General features: G+C 72.9%; 17 protein-coding genes, 1 pseudogene and 1 riboswitch. Of the genes and pseudogenes, 9 read left to right on the forward strand and 9 right to left on the reverse strand.

The features are described 5' to 3' along the window. Window positions 1-6: 6 nt before the first annotated feature. The 4 genes from pknB to thiO all read right to left on the reverse strand — a co-directional run bounded on the left by pknB (window position 7) and on the right by thiO (window position 4,346). A complete protein-coding gene (gene pknB, locus ACIQRW_RS12405) occupies window positions 7-1,932 on the reverse strand; it encodes a Stk1 family PASTA domain-containing Ser/Thr kinase (protein WP_403758048.1) in 1,926 nt (641 codons plus the stop codon). Between the two features lie 190 nt (window positions 1,933-2,122). Beyond that, a complete protein-coding gene (locus ACIQRW_RS12410; protein ID WP_018957457.1) occupies window positions 2,123-2,917 on the reverse strand; it encodes a thiazole synthase in 795 nt (264 codons plus the stop codon). A gap of 2 nt (window positions 2,918-2,919) precedes the next feature. After that, on the reverse strand, window positions 2,920-3,159 hold the full coding sequence (gene thiS, locus ACIQRW_RS12415) for a sulfur carrier protein ThiS (RefSeq protein WP_403758051.1): 240 nt from the start codon (window positions 3,157-3,159) through the stop codon (window positions 2,920-2,922). Beyond that, the gene (thiO, locus tag ACIQRW_RS12420; protein WP_403758054.1) at window positions 3,156-4,346 is read right to left on the reverse strand and encodes a glycine oxidase ThiO; all 1,191 of its coding nucleotides are present in this window, start codon (window positions 4,344-4,346) and stop codon (window positions 3,156-3,158) included. Before thiO ends, thiS begins: the two co-directional genes overlap by 4 nt. Next, window positions 4,344-4,456: riboswitch (TPP riboswitch) on the reverse strand. It overlaps the preceding gene by 3 nt. Window positions 4,457-4,508: 52 nt before the next feature. Between thiO and ACIQRW_RS12425 the strand changes: the two genes are divergently transcribed. The 7 genes from ACIQRW_RS12425 (at window position 4,509) to ACIQRW_RS12455 (ending at window position 9,456) form a co-directional block, all read left to right on the forward strand. Further along, entirely contained in the window at window positions 4,509-4,850 is a 342-nt protein-coding gene (locus ACIQRW_RS12425; protein ID WP_403758057.1) for a hypothetical protein, read from the forward strand. A gap of 74 nt (window positions 4,851-4,924) precedes the next feature. Continuing rightward, on the forward strand, window positions 4,925-6,166 hold the full coding sequence (locus ACIQRW_RS12430; RefSeq protein WP_403758060.1) for an NAD(P)/FAD-dependent oxidoreductase: 1,242 nt from the start codon (window positions 4,925-4,927) through the stop codon (window positions 6,164-6,166). Window positions 6,167-6,246: 80 nt separating this feature from the next. Further along, on the forward strand, window positions 6,247-6,612 hold the full coding sequence (locus tag ACIQRW_RS12435) for an Rv2175c family DNA-binding protein (RefSeq protein WP_007451303.1): 366 nt from the start codon (window positions 6,247-6,249) through the stop codon (window positions 6,610-6,612). 75 nt (window positions 6,613-6,687) lie between these two features. Beyond that, window positions 6,688-7,338 carry a thiamine phosphate synthase gene (gene thiE / locus ACIQRW_RS12440; RefSeq protein WP_403758064.1) on the forward strand — a complete coding sequence of 217 codons (651 nt, stop codon included), beginning with the start codon at window positions 6,688-6,690 and terminating at the stop codon, window positions 7,336-7,338. Then, the gene (locus tag ACIQRW_RS12445) at window positions 7,338-7,574 is read left to right on the forward strand and encodes a PT domain-containing protein (protein WP_403758450.1); all 237 of its coding nucleotides are present in this window, start codon (window positions 7,338-7,340) and stop codon (window positions 7,572-7,574) included. The genes thiE and ACIQRW_RS12445 overlap by 1 nt, the downstream gene beginning before the upstream one ends. A 9-nt stretch (window positions 7,575-7,583) precedes the next feature. Next, window positions 7,584-8,501: a methylenetetrahydrofolate reductase [NAD(P)H] gene (gene metF / locus ACIQRW_RS12450; protein WP_403758067.1), complete on the forward strand. Its 918-nt coding sequence runs from the start codon at window positions 7,584-7,586 to the stop codon at window positions 8,499-8,501. A gap of 49 nt (window positions 8,502-8,550) precedes the next feature. Next, window positions 8,551-9,456, forward strand: coding sequence for a hypothetical protein (locus ACIQRW_RS12455; RefSeq protein ID WP_403758070.1), 906 nt, complete (start codon window positions 8,551-8,553; stop codon window positions 9,454-9,456). A 73-nt stretch (window positions 9,457-9,529) separates the two neighbouring features. Here the strand turns inward: ACIQRW_RS12455 and ACIQRW_RS12460 are convergent, their stop codons facing one another. From ACIQRW_RS12460 to ACIQRW_RS12480, 5 genes and pseudogenes are all read right to left on the reverse strand, one after another. Then, window positions 9,530-11,041: a phytoene desaturase family protein gene (locus ACIQRW_RS12460; RefSeq protein ID WP_403758073.1), complete on the reverse strand. Its 1,512-nt coding sequence runs from the start codon at window positions 11,039-11,041 to the stop codon at window positions 9,530-9,532. Window positions 11,042-11,072: 31 nt separating this feature from the next. Further along, window positions 11,073-11,691: pseudogene (locus ACIQRW_RS12465) on the reverse strand (DUF4126 domain-containing protein). Between the two features lie 385 nt (window positions 11,692-12,076). Continuing rightward, the gene (locus tag ACIQRW_RS12470) at window positions 12,077-12,688 is read right to left on the reverse strand and encodes a TetR/AcrR family transcriptional regulator (protein ID WP_398613713.1); all 612 of its coding nucleotides are present in this window, start codon (window positions 12,686-12,688) and stop codon (window positions 12,077-12,079) included. 53 nt (window positions 12,689-12,741) lie between these two features. Next, window positions 12,742-14,829, reverse strand: a complete 2,088-nt coding sequence (locus tag ACIQRW_RS12475) for a YhgE/Pip family protein (RefSeq protein WP_403758076.1) — start codon at window positions 14,827-14,829, stop codon at window positions 12,742-12,744. Next, window positions 14,801-15,550 carry an ATP-binding cassette domain-containing protein gene (locus ACIQRW_RS12480; RefSeq protein ID WP_403758079.1) on the reverse strand — a complete coding sequence of 250 codons (750 nt, stop codon included), beginning with the start codon at window positions 15,548-15,550 and terminating at the stop codon, window positions 14,801-14,803. Before ACIQRW_RS12480 ends, ACIQRW_RS12475 begins: the two co-directional genes overlap by 29 nt. Window positions 15,551-15,719: 169 nt before the next feature. On the opposite strand from ACIQRW_RS12480, the gene ACIQRW_RS12485 reads away from it, so the two are divergent. After that, on the forward strand, window positions 15,720-16,247 hold the full coding sequence (locus ACIQRW_RS12485) for an SAV_6107 family HEPN domain-containing protein (protein WP_361867347.1): 528 nt from the start codon (window positions 15,720-15,722) through the stop codon (window positions 16,245-16,247). 163 nt (window positions 16,248-16,410) lie between these two features. Beyond that, the gene (locus ACIQRW_RS12490) at window positions 16,411-17,169 is read left to right on the forward strand and encodes a methyltransferase (protein ID WP_403758082.1); all 759 of its coding nucleotides are present in this window, start codon (window positions 16,411-16,413) and stop codon (window positions 17,167-17,169) included. Window positions 17,170-17,314: the final 145 nt, after the last annotated feature.

The raw sequence follows: 17,314 nt of genomic DNA on the forward strand, positions 1-17,314 counted from the left end.
CTGGTTCTAGAACCCCTTGGTCTTGATCGTGATGGTGGACCCCTCGGGGGCCTGCTCGCCGCCGTCCACGGACTGGCTCGCGATCGTGTCGCTGAAGGAGAGGAACGGCCGGTCGACCTTCACGTCGAAGCCCGCCTCCTCCAGGGTGCTCCGCGCCTCGTCGACGTCCCGGCCGGTGACGTCCGGGACGTCCAGCATCCGGGGGCCCTTGGAGACGGTCAGCTCGATCGTGTCGCCCTCGGCGGCCTCGGTCCCTCCGCCGGGGGACTGCTCGGCCACATCGCCCTCGACCTCGGCGGAGTGGACCCGGCCCGGCAGCACCTCGGCCTTCAGCCCCTCGGCCTCCAGCTCGGCGGTGGCCTCCTCGGCGGAGAGCCCGGTGACGTCCGGGACGTCGATCGGGGCGCCCTTGCTGACGACGAGCGCCACGGCCGTGTCCGGGTTGCGGTCCGTGCCCGCGCGGGGATCCGTGCGGATCACCTCGCCGCGGGCCACGTCCTCGCTGAACTCCCTGGTCACCATCCCGGGGACCAGGCCCACCTTCTTCAGGGAGCGCCGGGCGTCCGCGAGGGAGCGGCCCACGACATCGGGCACCCGCACGATCTCCGGACCCCGCGAGACGACCAGTTTCACCGAGCCGTTGCCCCGGATCCGGTCGCCCGAGGCGGGGTCGCTGTTCACGACCGAGCCCCGCTCGACGGTGTCGCTGAAGACCCGCTCCACGCCCTTCAGTCCGAGCCCCTCGTCGGAGAGCCGCTTCTCGGCGGTCTGCTGGGTCTGGCCCAGCAGCGAGGGGACCTGGGTGAACTGCCCCGAGTTGATGTACCAGACGCCCGTCCCGATGCCCAGCGTCAGCAGTACGGCGGCGAGCACCGTGATCAGCTTGCGGTGCGGCCCGCCGAACGGGCCGCGGCGGCCGGTCCCGCGCCGGGGAGCGGCGGGTCCCGCGGGCGGCATCTCCAGCCGGCTGGTGCGGTGCACGCCGTCGCCGTCCGCCGGGAGGGCCCGCGGGATCACGCTCGTACGGTCGTCCGCGCCGTCATGAGTATCCGACAGGGCCCCGGGCGGTACGGCGTCCAGCTCGGCGTCGGTCAGCGTGGCACGGGCCTCACGCGCCTCGGCCAGCAGCAGCACCGCGTCGTGCGGGCGCACCTCGGGATTGCGGGCGGTCGCGCTCGCCACCAGGCTGTCCAGCGCGACCGGGAGCCCCGGCACGACGGCGGACGGGGCCGGGACGTCGGAGTTGAGGTGCCGGTAGATGACCTGGGCGGCGTTCTCGCCGGTGTGCGGCTTGACGCCGGTCAGCATCTCGTAGAGCACGACCCCGCAGGCGTACACATCGCTGCGGGTGTCGGCGCTGCCGTGCTCGATCTGCTCGGGGGCCAGATACGACACGGTGCCCAGCAGGGAGCCGGTGCTGTCGGTGGTCGTGCCGACCGCTCTGACCAGACCGAAGTCGGCGACCTTCACCCGGCCGTCGTCCCCTATCAGGACGTTCTCCGGCTTCATGTCGCGGTGCACGAACCCCGCCCGGTGCGCGGCGCCGAGCGCGGCGAGGACCGGCTCCAGGATGTCCAGCGCCGCCCGGGGCTGCAGGGCCCCGCGCTCGCGCAGCACGTCGCGCAGGGTGCAGCCCGCCACGTACTCCATCGCGAGATAGACATACGCGCCCTCGGCACCCTGGTCGAAGACCGCGACGACATTGGGATGCGCCAGGCGGGCCACTGACTTGGCCTCACGGATGAAGCGCTCGACGAACGAGACGTCGGTGGCGAGCGCCGGGTGCATCACCTTGAGGGCGAGCACCCGGTCCAGGCGGGTGTCCACGGCCCGGTAGACCGTGGCCATCCCGCCGACGGCGATGCGCGCCTCAATGCGATACCGGCCGTCGAGCAGCTGCCCGACGAGAGGGTCCTGGAGGGTCGTGTCCACCCCGAGAGTCTACGAGCCGCCGCCGACACCCCGGACGGGCGAGGGCGTTCCCGGGGCCGTTCTGCAGCCGATCCGTGACAGGCACACGCCCTGCGGCCGGGGCAGTTCAAGCCCCTCCGACGACCAGTTCAAGCCCCTCCGGCGATTGAGGAGCGGGGTTCGGGGCGGCGCCCCGAACGCGTACCGGCGCTCAGAACGCGGGCCGCTCCGGATCCAGCGCCGCCCGCCCGTCCACGGGCGAGGACGCCTCGGCGAAGTGGCGGCGCGGAATCCGGCCCGCCCGGTACGCGAGCCGCCCGCCCTCCACCGCGTGACGCATCGCACCCGCCATCAGCTCCGGCTCCTGGGCCCGGGTCACCGCCGAGGCGAGCATCACGGCGGCGCACCCCAGCTCCATCGCCTGCGCCGCGTCCGAGGCGGTCCCGGCCCCCGCGTCGAGGATCACCGGCACCCCGGCCCGCTCGACGATCAGCTCGAAGTTGTGCGGGTTGCGGATGCCGAGCCCGGAGCCGATGGGGGAGCCGAGCGGCATGATCGCCGCGCACCCCACGTCCTCCAGCTTCCGGGCCAGGACCGGATCGTCGTTGGTGTAGGGCAGCACGGTGAACCCGTCGTCGACCAGGACCTCCGCCGCGTCCAGCAGCTCGATCGGATCGGGCAGGAGGGTCCGCTCGTCGGCCACCACCTCCAGCTTCACCCAGTCGGTGCCGAGCGCCTCCCTGGCCAGCCGGGCGGTCAGCACCGCCTCGCCCGCGGTGAAGCAGCCGGCGGTGTTCGGCAGGACCTGGATGGAGAGCCGCTCCAGCACCGAGAGCACCGAACCCCGCACGGTCGGGTCCAGCCGGCGCATCGCGACCGTCGTCAGCTCGGTGCCGGAGGCGATCAGCGAGCGCTCCAGCACCTCCAGGCTCGGGGCCCCGCCGGTGCCCATGATCAGCCGGGAGCCATACGTGGCGGGCCCCAGCGTGAAGACGTCGTCCGACATGGTCAGCCCCCCTGCACGGCGGTCAGGACCTCGACGCGGTCGCCCTCGCCGAGCCTCGTCGTGGCCCACTGGCCGCGCGGGACGACGCTCTCGTTGACGGCGGCGGCGACCCCGGAGCGGGCCGGGGTCAGCGTGGTGACGAGGGCGTCCAGGTCCGTCCCGGCGGGAACGGCGCGGACTTCCCCGTTCACCGAGACGGAGACGGTGGCGGCGGATTCCGGTACGGCGTGCTGCTGGGTCATACGGGCTGCTCCTGGAGTACGGGGGCGGCGAGGGCGGCGGGTTCGAAACGGCCGGGGGTGAAGGGGCGGACCGTCTCGGGCAGCTCGCCGGTGGTCAGGACGTCGGCCATCGCGTCCCCGGTGACGGGCGTCAGCAGGACGCCGTTGCGGTGGTGGCCGGTGGCGAGCAGCAGACCGGGCAGGGCGGTCGGGCCGAGCAGCGGGGCGTTGTCGGGCGACGCGGGACGCAGACCGGCCCGGGTCTCGGTGAGCGGCAGCTCGGTGATGCCCGGGACCAGCTCGTGGGCGTCGCGCAGCAGCTCGTACACCCCACCGGCGGTGACCGTGGTGTCCCAGCCCATCTCCTCGCTGGTGGCGCCGACGACCAGCTCGCCGTTCTCGCGCGGCACGAGGTAGAGGTGGCCGCCCCGGACCACGGCGCGCACGGTGCGGCTGAGGAAGGGGGCGTACGCCCGGGGCACGGTGAGCCGGAGCACCTGGCCCTTGACCGGGCGGACCGGCGGTACGAGCTCCGGCGGGAGCCCGGCGAGCCGGCCGCTGAGACTGCCCGCGGCGAGCACGACCTGATCGGCCGCGAATTCCGTACCGTCGCCGAGCAGCGCCCCGGCGGCCCGGCCCCCGGCGACGGTGAGCCGCTCGGCGGTCGTCCGGCGGAACGCGACCCCGGCCCGTTCGCACGCGGTCAGCAGCGCCGCGGCGAGGCGGCGGGGATCCACCTGGTGGTCGCCGTCGACCCGGAGGCCGCCCCGGACGCCCGGGGCCAGCATCGGCTCCAGGCGGCGGCACTCACGGCCGCTGAGCCAGACCGACTCCAGGCCCGAACGCTCCTGGAGGGCGTGCAGTTCGCGCAGATGCGCCCGGTCGTCGGAGTCCAGTGCGACGGCGAGCGTGCCGCAGGTCCGGAAGCCGGTGTCCCGGCCGCTCGCCTCCTCCAGCTCGGCGACGAACGAGGGATAACGGGCGGCGGAGGCGAGGTTGAGCCCGAGCAGCATCTGCTCGCCGTAGTGCAGTTCGGTGACGGCGGCCAGCATGCCCGCCGCGACCTGTGCGGCGCCGCCGCCCGGTTCCGGGTCCGCGACCGTGACGCGCAGCCCCCGCTGGGCGGCCCGCCACGCCGTGACCAGACCGATGATTCCGCCCCCGATGACGAGGACGTCGGATCCGGAGCTTCTCTCCGAGACGCGCATGAGTGTCCAGCCCCTCCCTTCGCCGGCATGACCCGGAGCAGGTTCGTACGGTCGGAGGCCGTCCAGCCTCCCTCTCAGCCCGGTGCGTCCGGGCTCCCGCGAGTGTTCTACCTTGGCCACCCTAAACCCCTCCGCCCCCCGGCCAGTAGAGGAGCGCCCGCCATGGCCCGTTCGCTCGACGGACTCGTCCTGTCACCCGTCGCCGACCAGGCCCCGGGCCAGGTCGGCACCCGCACCCGCTTCACGTACCACGAGTCGGACGGCCGGATCTGGGCCGAGTACGCGGGCGGCGACGTGGTGCGCGGTCATCTCGTCGGCACCCGCGACGGGGACGCGCTGGACTTCCGCTACGTGCAGCTCAAGCAGGACGGAACGACCTCGTCCGGGCACTGCCTCTCCACGGTCGTCGAGCTCGCCGACGGCCGGGTGCGGCTGGAGGAGCGATGGGCCTGGGAGTCCCAGGAGGGCAGCGGCACCAGCGTGGTGGAACAGCTTCCCTCCTGAGCTCCCAGGCGCTTCCCGGGTTCCTTCCCCGCACCCCTCTACCTGACGATCCGTCAGTTGATTAAGGTGGACGGGTGAGCGAGCAGACGGAACAGCGGGCGGCGCGGCAGGCACGGCACGTCGTGGTCGTCGGGGCGGGCATGGCAGGCGTGCAGAGCGCCGTGGCCCTGCGCGAGGCGGGCTTCACCGGGCCCGTCACCCTGATCGGCGCCGAACCCCACCAGCCCTACGACCGCCCGCCGTTGTCCAAGGCCGTCCTGCTGGGCCAGGCCGAGCACTCCGCCTTCGACGTCGACTTCGAGGCGTTGGACATCACCCTGCGCCTCGGCCTGGACGTCACCGCTCTGCGCGCCGCCGACCATGTGCTGGACACCGCCGCCGGGCCGGTGCCCTACGACGCCCTGGTCCTCGCGACCGGTGCGGAGCCCATGACCCTGCCCGGCGCCGCGGGCGTGCCCGGCGTCCACCTGCTGCGCACCCTCGACGACGCCGCCCGGCTGCGGCCCGTCCTGGACCGGCAGCACGACGTGGTCGTCGTCGGGGCGGGCTGGATCGGCGCGGAGTTCGCCACCGCCGCCCGCGCGGCGGGCTGCGCCGTCACCGTCGTCGAGGCCGCCGCCCGCCCGCTCGCGGGCACCCTGCCCGCCGAGGTGGCCGCCCCGATGGCCGCCTGGTACGCCGACAGCGGCGCCGAACTCCTCACCGGGACCCGGGTCGACCGCGTCGAGGAGGGGGCCGTCGTCCTCGACGACGGCCGGGTCCTGCCCGCCGGGGCCGTGGTCGTCGGCATCGGCGCGCGCCCCGCCACCCGCTGGCTGGCCGGCTCCGGGGTCGCGCTCGGCCCGGACGGCTCGGTCACCGCCGACAGTGCGCTGCGCACCTCGGTGCCCGATGTGTACGCGGTCGGGGACTGCGCCTCCTTCCCCTCCGCCCGCTACGGGACGCGCCTGCTGGTCCACCACTGGGACAACGCCCTCCAGGGCCCACGCACCGCCGCCGCCGCGATCATGGCCGCCCAGGGCGGGGAGCCGCTCCCCGTCTACGACCCCGTCCCGTACTTCTGGTCCGAGCAGTTCGGCCGCTTCGTGCAGTACGCCGGCCACCACGCGGACGCCGACACCCTGGTGTGGCGCGGCGACGGGACGGACGCCGCCTGGTCGGTGTGCTGGCTGCGCGACGGCGCGCTGGTGGCCGTGCTCGCCGTGGGCCGCCCGCGTGACCTCGCCCAGGGCCGCAGGCTCATCGGGTCGGGGGCCGCCCTCGACCCGGAGAGGGTGGCCGACCCCGCCGTACCGCTGAAGTCCGCCGCCCTGTGACGCACCCGGAACCGCCGGGCCGGCCCCGTACGGTCGGGCCCGGCTACCGGCTGTCGGTCCTGGATGGCACGCTTGTCCCTGTGACCGAGATTGACGCAAAGACCGATGCTCTCGTCCCCGCCTGGCTCCACCTTCCCGACATCGCGGAAATGCTCGATGTCCAGGTGACGCGCGTACGGCAGCTGGTCAGGGATGGCCAGCTCATCGCCGTACGCCGTGGTGAGAACCGGGCGCTCCAGGTGCCCGCCGCCTTCATCGACGGCGACAAGGTGGTCAAGGGCCTCTCCGGCACCCTGACCCTCCTGAGGGACGACGGCTATTCCGACGAAGAGATGCTGGAGTGGCTCTTCACTCCCGATCCGACCCTGCCCGGCACCCCCGCGCAGGCGCTGAGCGAGAATCGCGGTACGGAGGTGAAGCGCCGCGCCCAGGCGCTCGCCGTCTGACCGACACGACAGGAAGCGGAGCACGGGCCGCCCCGCGCGGCCCGTGCACCGTCACGACCACGGGGGAGTCCACCCATGTCCACGCCTCGCGAGCAGCTGTCCGATGCCCGGCTCTACCTGTGCACGGACGCCCGCAAGGTCCAGGGTGACCTCCCGGCCTTCCTGGACGCCGTGCTCGCCGCCGGCGTCGACATCGTCCAGCTCCGGGACAAGGGCCTGGAGGCCGCCGAGGAGCTGGAGCACCTCGCCGTGTTCGCCGACGCCTGCCGCCGGCACGGCAAGCTCCTCGCGGTGAACGACCGCGCCGACGTCGCCCACGCCATCGGCGCCGACGTGCTCCACCTCGGCCAGGGCGACCTCCCGGTCCCCGCCGCCCGGGCGATCATCGGCGCCGACCGGATGATCGGCCGCTCCACGCACGCCGAGGCCGAGGTCGACGCGGCGCTCGCCCAGGACGGTGTGGACTACTTCTGCACCGGCCCCTGCTGGCCCACCCCCACCAAGCCCGGCCGCCACGCCCCCGGCCTCGACCTCGTGCGCTACACCGCCTCCCTCGGCGGGTCGCGGCCCTGGTTCGCGATCGGCGGGATCGACGCGGGCAATCTGGACCAGGTGCTGGACGCCGGAGCCCGCCGTGTCGTCGTCGTCCGGGCCATCACCGAGGCCGACGATCCCGCCGCCGCCACCGCCGACCTGGCCCGACGCGTCAGGGCCCGCGCGCTCTGATTCTCCGCGCGCCGACCAACGCACCGACCAACGCACCGACCAACGCACCGACCAACGCACCGACCAACGGGCCGACCGGCGCCCCGGCCCGCACGTCGGCCGGCGCACCGACTGATCTGTCGGCTCGCATGCCGATGCGGGACATCTCGGGCACTTGTCCGAGGGATGGACAACAGTCCGGCAAAACGAGACAAAGTCGGTTGCTCCGGTTGGGGGAGCGTCCACCCCCTGGTTAACCTCCCCTTATGGCCCTTGGCACACCCTCCACCAGGACGGATCACGCGCGCACCGTGCGTGACCTGCTAGCGACCGGCAAGATGTCGTACTCCTTCGAGTTCTGGGCGCCCAAGACGGAGAAGGGCGAGCGGAACCTCTGGAACGCGCTCCGCCGCGTCGAGGCGGTCCGTCCCAGCTTCGTCTCCGTGACGTACGGCGCCGGCGGCTCCACCCGCGCCGGGACGGTCCGGGCCACCCAGCAGATCGCCGCCGACTCCACCCTCACCCCGGTCGCCCACCTCACCGCGGTGAACCACTCCGTCGCCGAGCTGCGCAACATGGTCGGGCAGTACGCCGACGCGGGCATCAGGAACATCCTCGCGGTCCGCGGCGACCCGCCGGGCGACCCGATGGGCGAGTGGGTCGAGCACCCGCAGGGGGTGAAGTACGCCGCCGACCTGGTCCGTCTCATCAAGGAGTCGGGTGACTTCTGCGTCGGCGTGGCGGCATTTCCCGAAATGCACCCCCGGTCGTCCGACTGGGAGACGGACATCGGCCATTTCGTGGACAAGTGCCGGGCGGGCGCGGATTATGCGATCACTCAGATGTTCTTCCGCCCGGAGGACTATCTCCGGATGCGTGACCGTGTGGTCGCCGCGGGTTGCGAAACGCCGGTGATCCCCGAGGTCATGCCCCTTACCAGCGTGAAGCAACTGGAAAAGTTCTCCCAGCTCAGCAACGCGACCGTGCCCGCGTCGTTGAAAGAGCGCATCCTCGCGGCCAAGGACGATCCAGCCGCTGTACGCTCCATTGGCATCGAGTTCGCAACGGAGTTCTGCGCGAAGCTGCTGTCCGAGGGTGTGCCCGGACTGCACTTCATCACGCTCAACAACTCGACGGCTACGCTCGAAATCTACGAAAAACTCGGACTGCACAAGCAGTCGTGACCGGTCGTACCCGCCGCCGACGCGGCTACGGCCGAAGGAGGGGGCGGGCGTGGGCTGGACGGTCCTCTACATCGCTTTCGGTCTGGTGGCCCTGTGGCTGCTCGGCGAGGTGCTGTTGCAGTACAAGGCACGACTGCGCTGGCGGCTCCTCGCCTTCGCCGGCTTCCTCGGCGTGGTGGTCGGGGTGCTGCTGGCCTCCGTTCCGGTCATCGTCGTCGGGACGCTCGCCTTCGCCACCGGCCAGACCTTTGTGACGCTGTCCTTCCGGCGCGGCTTCTCCACCGGCTGGGCCATAGGCGGCAGTCCGGGGGAGAGCCGTCGGCGCAGGGGCGGCGGCGAGGGCGCCGCCGTGAAGGAACCCACGCTGGAGGTCTCGGACCTGGAGGTCACAGGACCCGGGTACGACCGGCCCCCGGCCGCCCCGCCCGCCCAGTCCGTCTACGAACCGCAGCCCCTGCCCGACGACACCGGCCAGTACGGCGTGTACGGGAACACGGGCTACGACGCGAACGGCGGCGCCCGCCAGGACCACGCCCACGAGGCAGACCCCTCGGCCCAGCCGCAGTACGCCGCGTACGACCCGTACACCGGCTACGAACAGCCCCCGGCCCAGGACCCCTACGCCGGAACGTACGACTACGGCACCGACCCGCAGAGCTACGCCGCCTACTCCGACCCGTACATCGGCACCACCAACGGAGCCCCCTCCTACGGCGGTTACGACGCCTACGGCCATGGCGGCGACGGCTACGACAGCCAGGGCGGGCAGCAGAGCTACCCCGACCCCTACGCCCAGGGCTACGTCGCGGACACCCCGCCCGGCGGCGTCTGGGTCCCGCAGCAGCGCGACACCGAGCAGTACCCCCCGATGGAGCCGGAGCAGCCCGCGACGCCCGCTCCGTACGCCAACGGCAACGGCTACGACACCGGCCAGAACGAGCAGTACCGCTACTGAGGCCGCTACTGAGGCCGCGCCGCTGCCGGGGGAAGGGCCCATCGGCAGCGGCACACGCTCGGACCCCTCCCGCTCAGCGTGAGCCGCGGAAGCCGTCGCCCTCCACGACGAGCCCGGCCACCAGAGTCCCGGACATCCCGGCGTGCGCGAGCCCGCCGCCCGGGTGCGACCAGCCGCCCGCGAGATACAGCCCCGGCAGCCGTGTGAGGTTGCCCGGGTGCAGATACGCTCCGCCGGCCCCGGCCAGCGCGGGCGGGGGCACCGCACCGCCCTCGGCCCCCGTTTCGGCCTCGGTCTCCGCGGGCGTGCGGACCTCGGTGTGCAGGATCCGCTCCCGCAGCCCGGGCACGGCCGCCGCCGCCCGCTCCACCAGGACCTCGGCGAACCGCTGCCGCACCCCGGCGTCCCGCCAGTCGACCGGCCCCTGCGGAGCCACCGTCGCGGTGAGCGTCACCGCCTCGTGCTCCGCGTCCGGACGGGTCGCCGGATCGTCGGGGCGCAGCACCGTCACCGTGGGGTGGACGCCGACCCGGCCCCCGAACACCGCCTCCTGCTCCGCCGTCCCGTCGCCGTGCACCACCGTCCGGTGCACCGCCTCCGCCTCCCGGGCCCCGCGCAGCGACAGCAGCACCGTGAACCGGCCCGCCGCGCCCGCGCCGGAGCCCGGCCGGACCGTCACATCGCCCGCGCCCCAGGTCCCCCGACCCGGCACCAGACCCGAGCGCGGACGGACCCCGAGCACCACCCGGTCCGCCTCGGCCACCTCACCGTCCGCCAGCTCCACACCCGCCGCCCGGCCGTCCTTCTCGACGACCCGGACCACCTCGGCCCCGAAGACGAACCGCACCCTGCGGGCCACGCACCGCTCGTACACCGCCCGCGCCAGCTCGCGCATCCCGCCCATCACGTACCAGCTGCCGAAGGTCTGCTCCATGTACGGCAGCAGCGCGGTGCTCGCGGGGGCGGTGCGCGGGTCGAGACCGTGGGACAGCGCGTACCCGTCGAGCAGGGCGGCGAGCCGGGCGTCCGCCAGCTCCCACGCGCCGATCTCCGCGACCGTGGCCGCCTGCCGGGAGCCGCGCAGCAGGCGTCGCTGGAGCACCGCCGGATACGGATCGCGCCCCAGCACCTGGTGGTCCGCCCGCAGGGGCTCCTCCAGGAGCGGCCGCCGCGACCGGTCCCAGGCGTCCCTGGCCCGGTCCATGAAGTCGCTCCAGCGTGCTCCGGCGCCCGTACCGAGGGCGTCGTCCAGGGCCGTGGCCACCCCGGCCCGGGAGGCGTTGGGCAGGGACACGGCCGTGCCGTCCGCGAAGAGATGGCGGCTCGCCGGATCGACCTGCGTCAGGGTCACGGACTGCTCCAGCGACTCCTTGCCGGTCTTCACGAAGAGGTCCCGCTGGACGGCGGGGAGGTGCAGCAGCCCGGGACCGGTGTCGAAGACGAAGCCCTCGTGCTCATGGCGGCCGACCGAGCCGCCGTAGCTCGCGGACCGCTCGTAGACCGTCACCGTCTCGCCCGCCACGGCGAGCCGGGCGGCCGCCCCCATCGCGCCCGTCCCGGCGCCGATCACCGCAATTCGTGCCATGCCGGTGACTTTATCGACCGGCGCCGACAGGTCAGCCCGGAGGCCAGGGCCCACCCGTGCCGGCCAGGCGTTTCTCCTCGCGGCGCCAGGGCCCGGCGGCGCAGGAAACGGCGGATCCGCGAGGCGAGGAAGAGCACGGTGACGATCCCGAGCACCAGCAGCACGGCCGCGATCACCGCGGCCGCCACCGGATTGAATATCGCGAAGGTGATGACTCCGGCGACCCCGAGGTCCTCGGCGACGCTCATTCCGACGTTGCTGAAGGGCTCCGGGGAGGTGTTGACGGCCATCCGCGTGCCGGCCTTCACCAGATGGCTCAACAGCGCCGTGGACCCACCGATCGCACCGGCGGCCAGCTCCGGGAGCGAACCGCTCTCCCCGGCCAGCAGCGCGGCGATCACCGCCCCGGCCACCGGCCGGATCACGGTGTGCGCGGTGTCCCAGACCGAGTCCACGTAGGGGATCTTGTCCGCCACCGCCTCGCAGAGGAACAGCACACCGGCCACGATCAGGACGTCGGTGCGCTGGAGAGCGGCGGGCACCTCGTCGGACACGCCGGTCGCGCCGAACAGACCGAGCAGCAGGACCACCGCGTACGCGTTGATTCCGCTCGCCCAGCCGCTTGTGAACACCAGGGGGATTACCGACACGCAGGCGATCGTAACGACCCCGCGCGGGGCCCGGGTGGGGTGCGGCGCGGGGCCCTGAGTATCCGTACTCAGGGACGTAGATGAGTAGCTACGCGGATAGGCCCCCACCTGCGAGGACGGCAGAGTGATGACCACGGAAGGGGCGCTGCGCCAGGACCGCCGGCACGGGGCGGCGGAACGGTGCGGTTCCCCCGACGCAACGGGGGTGCACGACGGAGGCCCGGGGACCACGGGGGATACGGGGTCACGGGGAACGGGTTTCCGGAAGCACGGAAGACGCCGGTCCGGTGAGGTTCGCGGGGGATGCGAACTCCAGCGGCCGGCGTCTTCGGCTTTCCCGGTACGTTCCCGGACCCGGATCCGGACCCGGAGCGCCCGGCGGGTCTCAGTGCCCGCTGACCCGCCCGTGCAGCAGCAGGGACAGCGCCGAGTGGACCTCGTCGATCGAGCGCTCCGGCTGGAACGCCTGCCAGTCCAGCGCCGCGACCAGCACCATTCCGACCAGCGCGGCGGCCGTCAGCGGGATGTCGATCTCCTCGCTCAGCTCACCGCTGCTCACGGCCTCCCGCAGCACGTCCTCGACGACCGCGACGGCCTCCTGACGTACCACCAGCAGCGTGGACTGCCAGGCGCGGTTGGTGCGCCAGAGCTCGGCCACGTACAGCTGGGTGAAGGCCGGGTAGCGGTCGATGAAGGCGAGCCCGGCCCGGATCATCGCGTCCAGCGCCTCGACCTGGGTGCCCCCGCGCTCCTCGGACTCCTCGGCGGCGGCCCGCAGCGAGGCCGTGAGCAGCCCCACGCCGTGCCGGAGCAGCTCCTCGAACAGCTCGGTCTTGCTCTTGAAGTTGTAATAGACCGTGCCCTTGGCGACCCCGGCCCGCTCGGCGATCTCGTCGACGGTGGTCGCCGAGAAGCCCTTCTCGGCGATGAGCGTCACCGCCGCCTCGTAGAGCTTCTGCCGGGTGGCCTGGCGGCGCGTGGTGCCACTGCTTTCCATGAGGCCGATTCTTCCAGGCCCCGCCGTGCTCGCAGGCGCGGCTCCGGGCGCGCTCACAGGCTCAGCTCCGGGTGCAGCCGGCTCAGGCTCCACACCTGCTTGCGGCGGGCGGTGAACGCGGTCAGGGCCAGCGCGCCGACGGTGAAGGCCCCCAGCACCGCGCAGCCCAGCCACACCGGGCCGAGAGGGCCGCCCGTGATCAGCCTGCGCAGCCCCTCGACGACGTACGTCATGGGGAGGTACGGATGGATCGCGCCGAAGAAGCCGGGGCTGGTCTGGACGGGGTACGTGCCCCCGGCCGAGGTCAGCTGGAGCATCAGCACCACCAGCACCAGGATCCGCCCGGCCGCCCCGAAGCAGGCGTTCAGCCACTGCACGATCGCGGCGAAGCAGCAGGTCACCAGGGCCAGGAAGCCGATCGTTCCGGCGGCGTCGGTCATCTGGAGGCCGAGGCCCCAGTGCAGGACGGCCATCAGGGCGCCGACCTGGAGCGTGCCGATGGCGGCGACCGGGAGCCAGCCGGCGAGCGCGATCCGCCACGAGGAGGCCCCGGCGGCGAGCGCCCGCTTGTTGAGCGGCTGGATCAGCATGTACGCCACCATCGCGCCGACCCACAGGGAGAGCGGGATGAAGTACGGGGCGAAGCCGGTGCCGTAATTGGGTGCCTCGTGCAGCGACTTGGAGGCCAGCTGGACCGGGTCGGCCATGACGTCGGTCCGCGCGTCGCGGTCCTTCTTGTCGTAGTCCGGGATCTTGTCGACGCCGTCGTTGAGGCCCCGGGCCAGCTCGGTCGAGCCGTCGCCGAGCCGGAAGAGCCCGCCGTCCAGGTTCTCCGCGCCGGTCTTCAGCTTGCCGACGCCGGTGTCCAGATCGCTGGAGCCGGTCTGCGCGCCGCCGAGTCCCGTGTGCAGCGCCTGCGCGCCCTTGGCGACCTTCTGGGCGCCGGTGTTCAGCTCATTGACCTTCGCTACGGCCGACGCCAGATCGTCATCCAGTGTCGGCGCGCGCTTCGCGAGGTCGTCGGCCTGCTTCTGGAAGGCGGTCAGCTGGCTGCTCAGCTTCTTCAGGTCGCCGTTCTGGTTCGTGACCAGGGTGTTCACATCGGCGGCTATCTTCGCGACATCGACGGCCGTGACCTTCGCGCGCTCCAGCGGGGGGCAGACCGCGGTGTCGGGCTCCTCGGCCTCCTCGCACCGGGTGCGGTGGATCTCGGTCAGCTCGTCGGCCGCCTCCTTGGCGCCTACGGCGGCGGTGGGCGCGCTCTTCACCAGCAGGTCGAGGTTGTGCCGTACGGCCCCGGAGGTGTCGGCGACCAGCCGGGCCGTGTCGCGGATGGACTTCCCGTTGTCCCGGAAGAAGGGGCGCACGTCATCGGCGATCCCGTTGACCTTGTCGGCCAGGACCTGGGTGCCTCCGGCCACCTGGGCGGAACCCGTGGCGAGATCCCGCGAGCCCTGGTTCAGCTTCACGATCCCGTCGGAGAGCTTCTTGCTGCCCGCCTTGGAATCCTTGAGACCGTCCGCGAGGTCCTTGGAACCCTGCTTCGCCTTCGAGATGCCGCCCTTGAGGTCGTCGGCGCCCTTGGCCGCCTCGGCGGTCTTGTCGTGCAGATCCGAGAAGTTGATGAAGATGCGGTCGAGGAAGCCCCGGGAGGCGTTCGTGGAGGCGGCGTTGCGCACCTCTCCGAAGACCGTCCTGGAGATCTGCCCGACGATGTAGTTGTTCGCGTCGTTCGTCCGCACCTGGAGCGCGCCGGTCTCGGGGGAGTCCCCGCCGCTGGACGCGATCTTCTTGCTGAAGTCCGACGGCATCGTCAGCGAGAGGTAGTACGTACCCTCCTCGACGCCCTTCTCGGCCTCGGCGGAGCTCACCTCGTGCCAGTCGAAGACCTTGGAGTCGAGCAGCTTCTCGCTGATCTCGTCCCCGGCCGCGACGCGCTTGCCATCACTGGTGGCCCCCCTGTCGTCGTTGACCAGGGCGACGGGCAGCTTGTCGAGCTTCCCGTACGGGTCCCAGAAGGAGTACAGGTACAGAGCGCCGTAGAGCAGGGGCAGGAGCAGCAGGGCCACCAGCGCGGCGGCCGGCAGCTTCCCCCTCCCGAACCGCTTCAGCTCAAGCGCGGCGAGCTTCGGCGAACGCATCAGCCGTCTCCTCATCGGTGGTGGTCGCGGGGGCGGTGCGAACGACCTGGGTGTCCTCGGGGGCCTCGCTGCACACGGCGAGCACGGTCGTCCCGGCGTCGGCCACGGAGCGCAGCAGCGCCCAGGCCCGGTCGCGTTCGGCGTCCGAGAGCTTGAGGTCGGTGTCGTCGACGGCGAGCAGCCGCGGCTCGCCGATCAGCGCCAGCGCCACGGACAGCCGCAGCGCCTCCAGACGCTCCAGATGCCGTACGGAGGTGCGCCCCGCCTTCGGCAGCGTGGCGAGGTCGAGGCCCGCGGCCTCAAGAGCCTCGTCGACCCGTGCCCGGGCCGCCGCCCGGCGTTCGGCGCGCGGGCGCAGCAGGGTGCGCAGGGAGGCGCCGTAGCGGCCCTGGAGAAGGGCGCGTTCGCCCAGGTGCTCGGCGACGGTGAAGGCGGGGTCCAGCTCGCTGACGCCCGGGACCGGCCCCAGGGCGGCGATCCGGCGGACGGCGGCGGCCTGCTCGGGCAGTCGCAGTCCGCCGGTCTCGGCGCGGCCCCCGGTGGGGCGCATCCGGCCGGTCAGGGCGAGCAACAGGCAGGTGCGGCCCGATCCCGACGGTCCCTCGATGGCCACCAGCGTTCCTGGCTCGGCACTGAACGTCACGTTCCGGAAGACCCGGCCGCGCGGCCCTTCCAGTCCGAAGTCCTCGGCGGCGACAGCCGCGCCGTGCGGGCTCTCCACAGACCCTCCCCTTTTTTTTGCACTGACCAGTCAGTGCAAAAAGGTAGTCCGAACTCGCGCTCGAAGCAAAACGGCAGGTCAGGGGCGTATAGAGGTCGATTGTCAGTGGGGCCCGCCACCATGGACACAGACGGCCACGAAGCCGTCACACGACGACAGGAGGTTCGTCATGGCCAGCTCGTCCGCAGCCGCCGCCCCGCGGCGCCGCGCAGGCAGCCCTGCCCCCTCACTGACCGGTCCGGCCGGCGATGTCCACCCCGTGCTGCGCCGCAGCACGGCGCCGCCCGCCGCTCTCGAACTGCTCGCCAAGGCCCGCTCCGGCCTCGACGAGGCCGCCGTGCTCCACGAGCCGAACGAGCGGTACGCCACCGCGCACCTCGCCGCCCTGCGCACCGCGGCGGCCGTGCTGGCCGCCCGAGGCCGCCCCGAGACGAACAAGCGCCGCCGCGAACGCATCCGCAGTGCCTGGGAGGTCCTCCCGGAGATAGCACCGGAACTGACCGAATGGAGCGCCCTCTTCGCCTCGGGGGCCCTGCGCCGGGCCCGTGCGGAGGCCGGTATGCCGGGAGCCGCCAGCGGGCGCGACGCCGACGACCTGCTGCGCGACGCTGCCATGTTCCTGCGCCTGGTGGAACGGCTCCTGGTCCTCCAGCCGGTGCTCCCACAACCACGCCCGGAGCGGCCGGGCGGCGGGTGACCCGAGGCCGGGCGCCGGACCGACGCCCGCCGGGCGACCGCGCCGGACCGACGCCGGGCCCGGGACTGCGGTGCGAGGCAATAGGGTGGTGACCGCTCACATCACCACCGCACTGTTCACGCTCCGCCGTCCCCGGCGGCACGTTGCCGAGGAGTCATCTGCCGTGTCGGACCAGCTGCGCCCCCGCGCCTCCCTCCGTACCGCCGTGGTCTGGGAGGTCCTCAAGGACGCTCTGGACCGTCAGGCCAAGGCGACCGGCAGGGAGGCCCTGGATGTTCTGGACACCGGCGGCGGCACCGGCAACTTCGCGGTGCCCGCGGCCCGGCTCGGCCACCGGGTCACCGTCGTCGACCCCAGCCCCAACGCGCTCTTCGCGCTGGAGCGCCGCGCGGCCGAGGCCGGGGTCGCCGACCGGGTCCGGGGAGTCCAGGGCGACATCCTCGGCCTGTTCGACGTCGTGGAGCGCGACGGCTTCGACGCGGTGCTCTGCCACGGCGTCCTGGAGTACGTCGACGAGCCCGCCGAGGGCGTGCGCAACGCGGTCGAGGCGCTGCGGCCCTCCGGCGCGCTCAGCCTGCTGGCCGCCGGCCTGGGCGGAGCCGTCCTGGCCCGCGCGCTCGCCGGACATTTCACGGAGGCCCGCCAAGCGCTCACCGACCCGGCGGGCCGTTGGGGCGAGGGGGACCCGGTGCCCCGCAGGTTCACCGCCGAGCAGCTCTCCGACCTGGTCTCCTCGGCCGGTCTGGAGATCGCCGCGGTGCACGGGGTCCGGGTCTTCGCCGACCTCGTGCCGGGCGTCCTGGTGGACACCGAGCCCGGCGCCGTGGAGGCGCTCCTCAAGCTCGAAGCGGCCGTCGCCGAGCAGCCCGCGTTCCACTCCGTCGCCACCCAGCTCCATGTTCTGGGCGAGAAGCGCCGCTGATCAGCAACGCAAGCGCGGACGGAGTGGGACTCAGGACCCCCGTACCGGGCGTACGCCCCGTATGATCGGGTGACACCATCCGGCATGGCGGATCGGTCGTCGGGGAATCTACGCCTCAACAGCCGAGCCGACATAGCGGTCCGGA

It is taken from the genome of Streptomyces sp. NPDC091287 (genome assembly GCF_044768525.1).
In the GTDB taxonomy this organism is placed as follows: domain Bacteria; phylum Actinomycetota; class Actinomycetes; order Streptomycetales; family Streptomycetaceae; genus Streptomyces.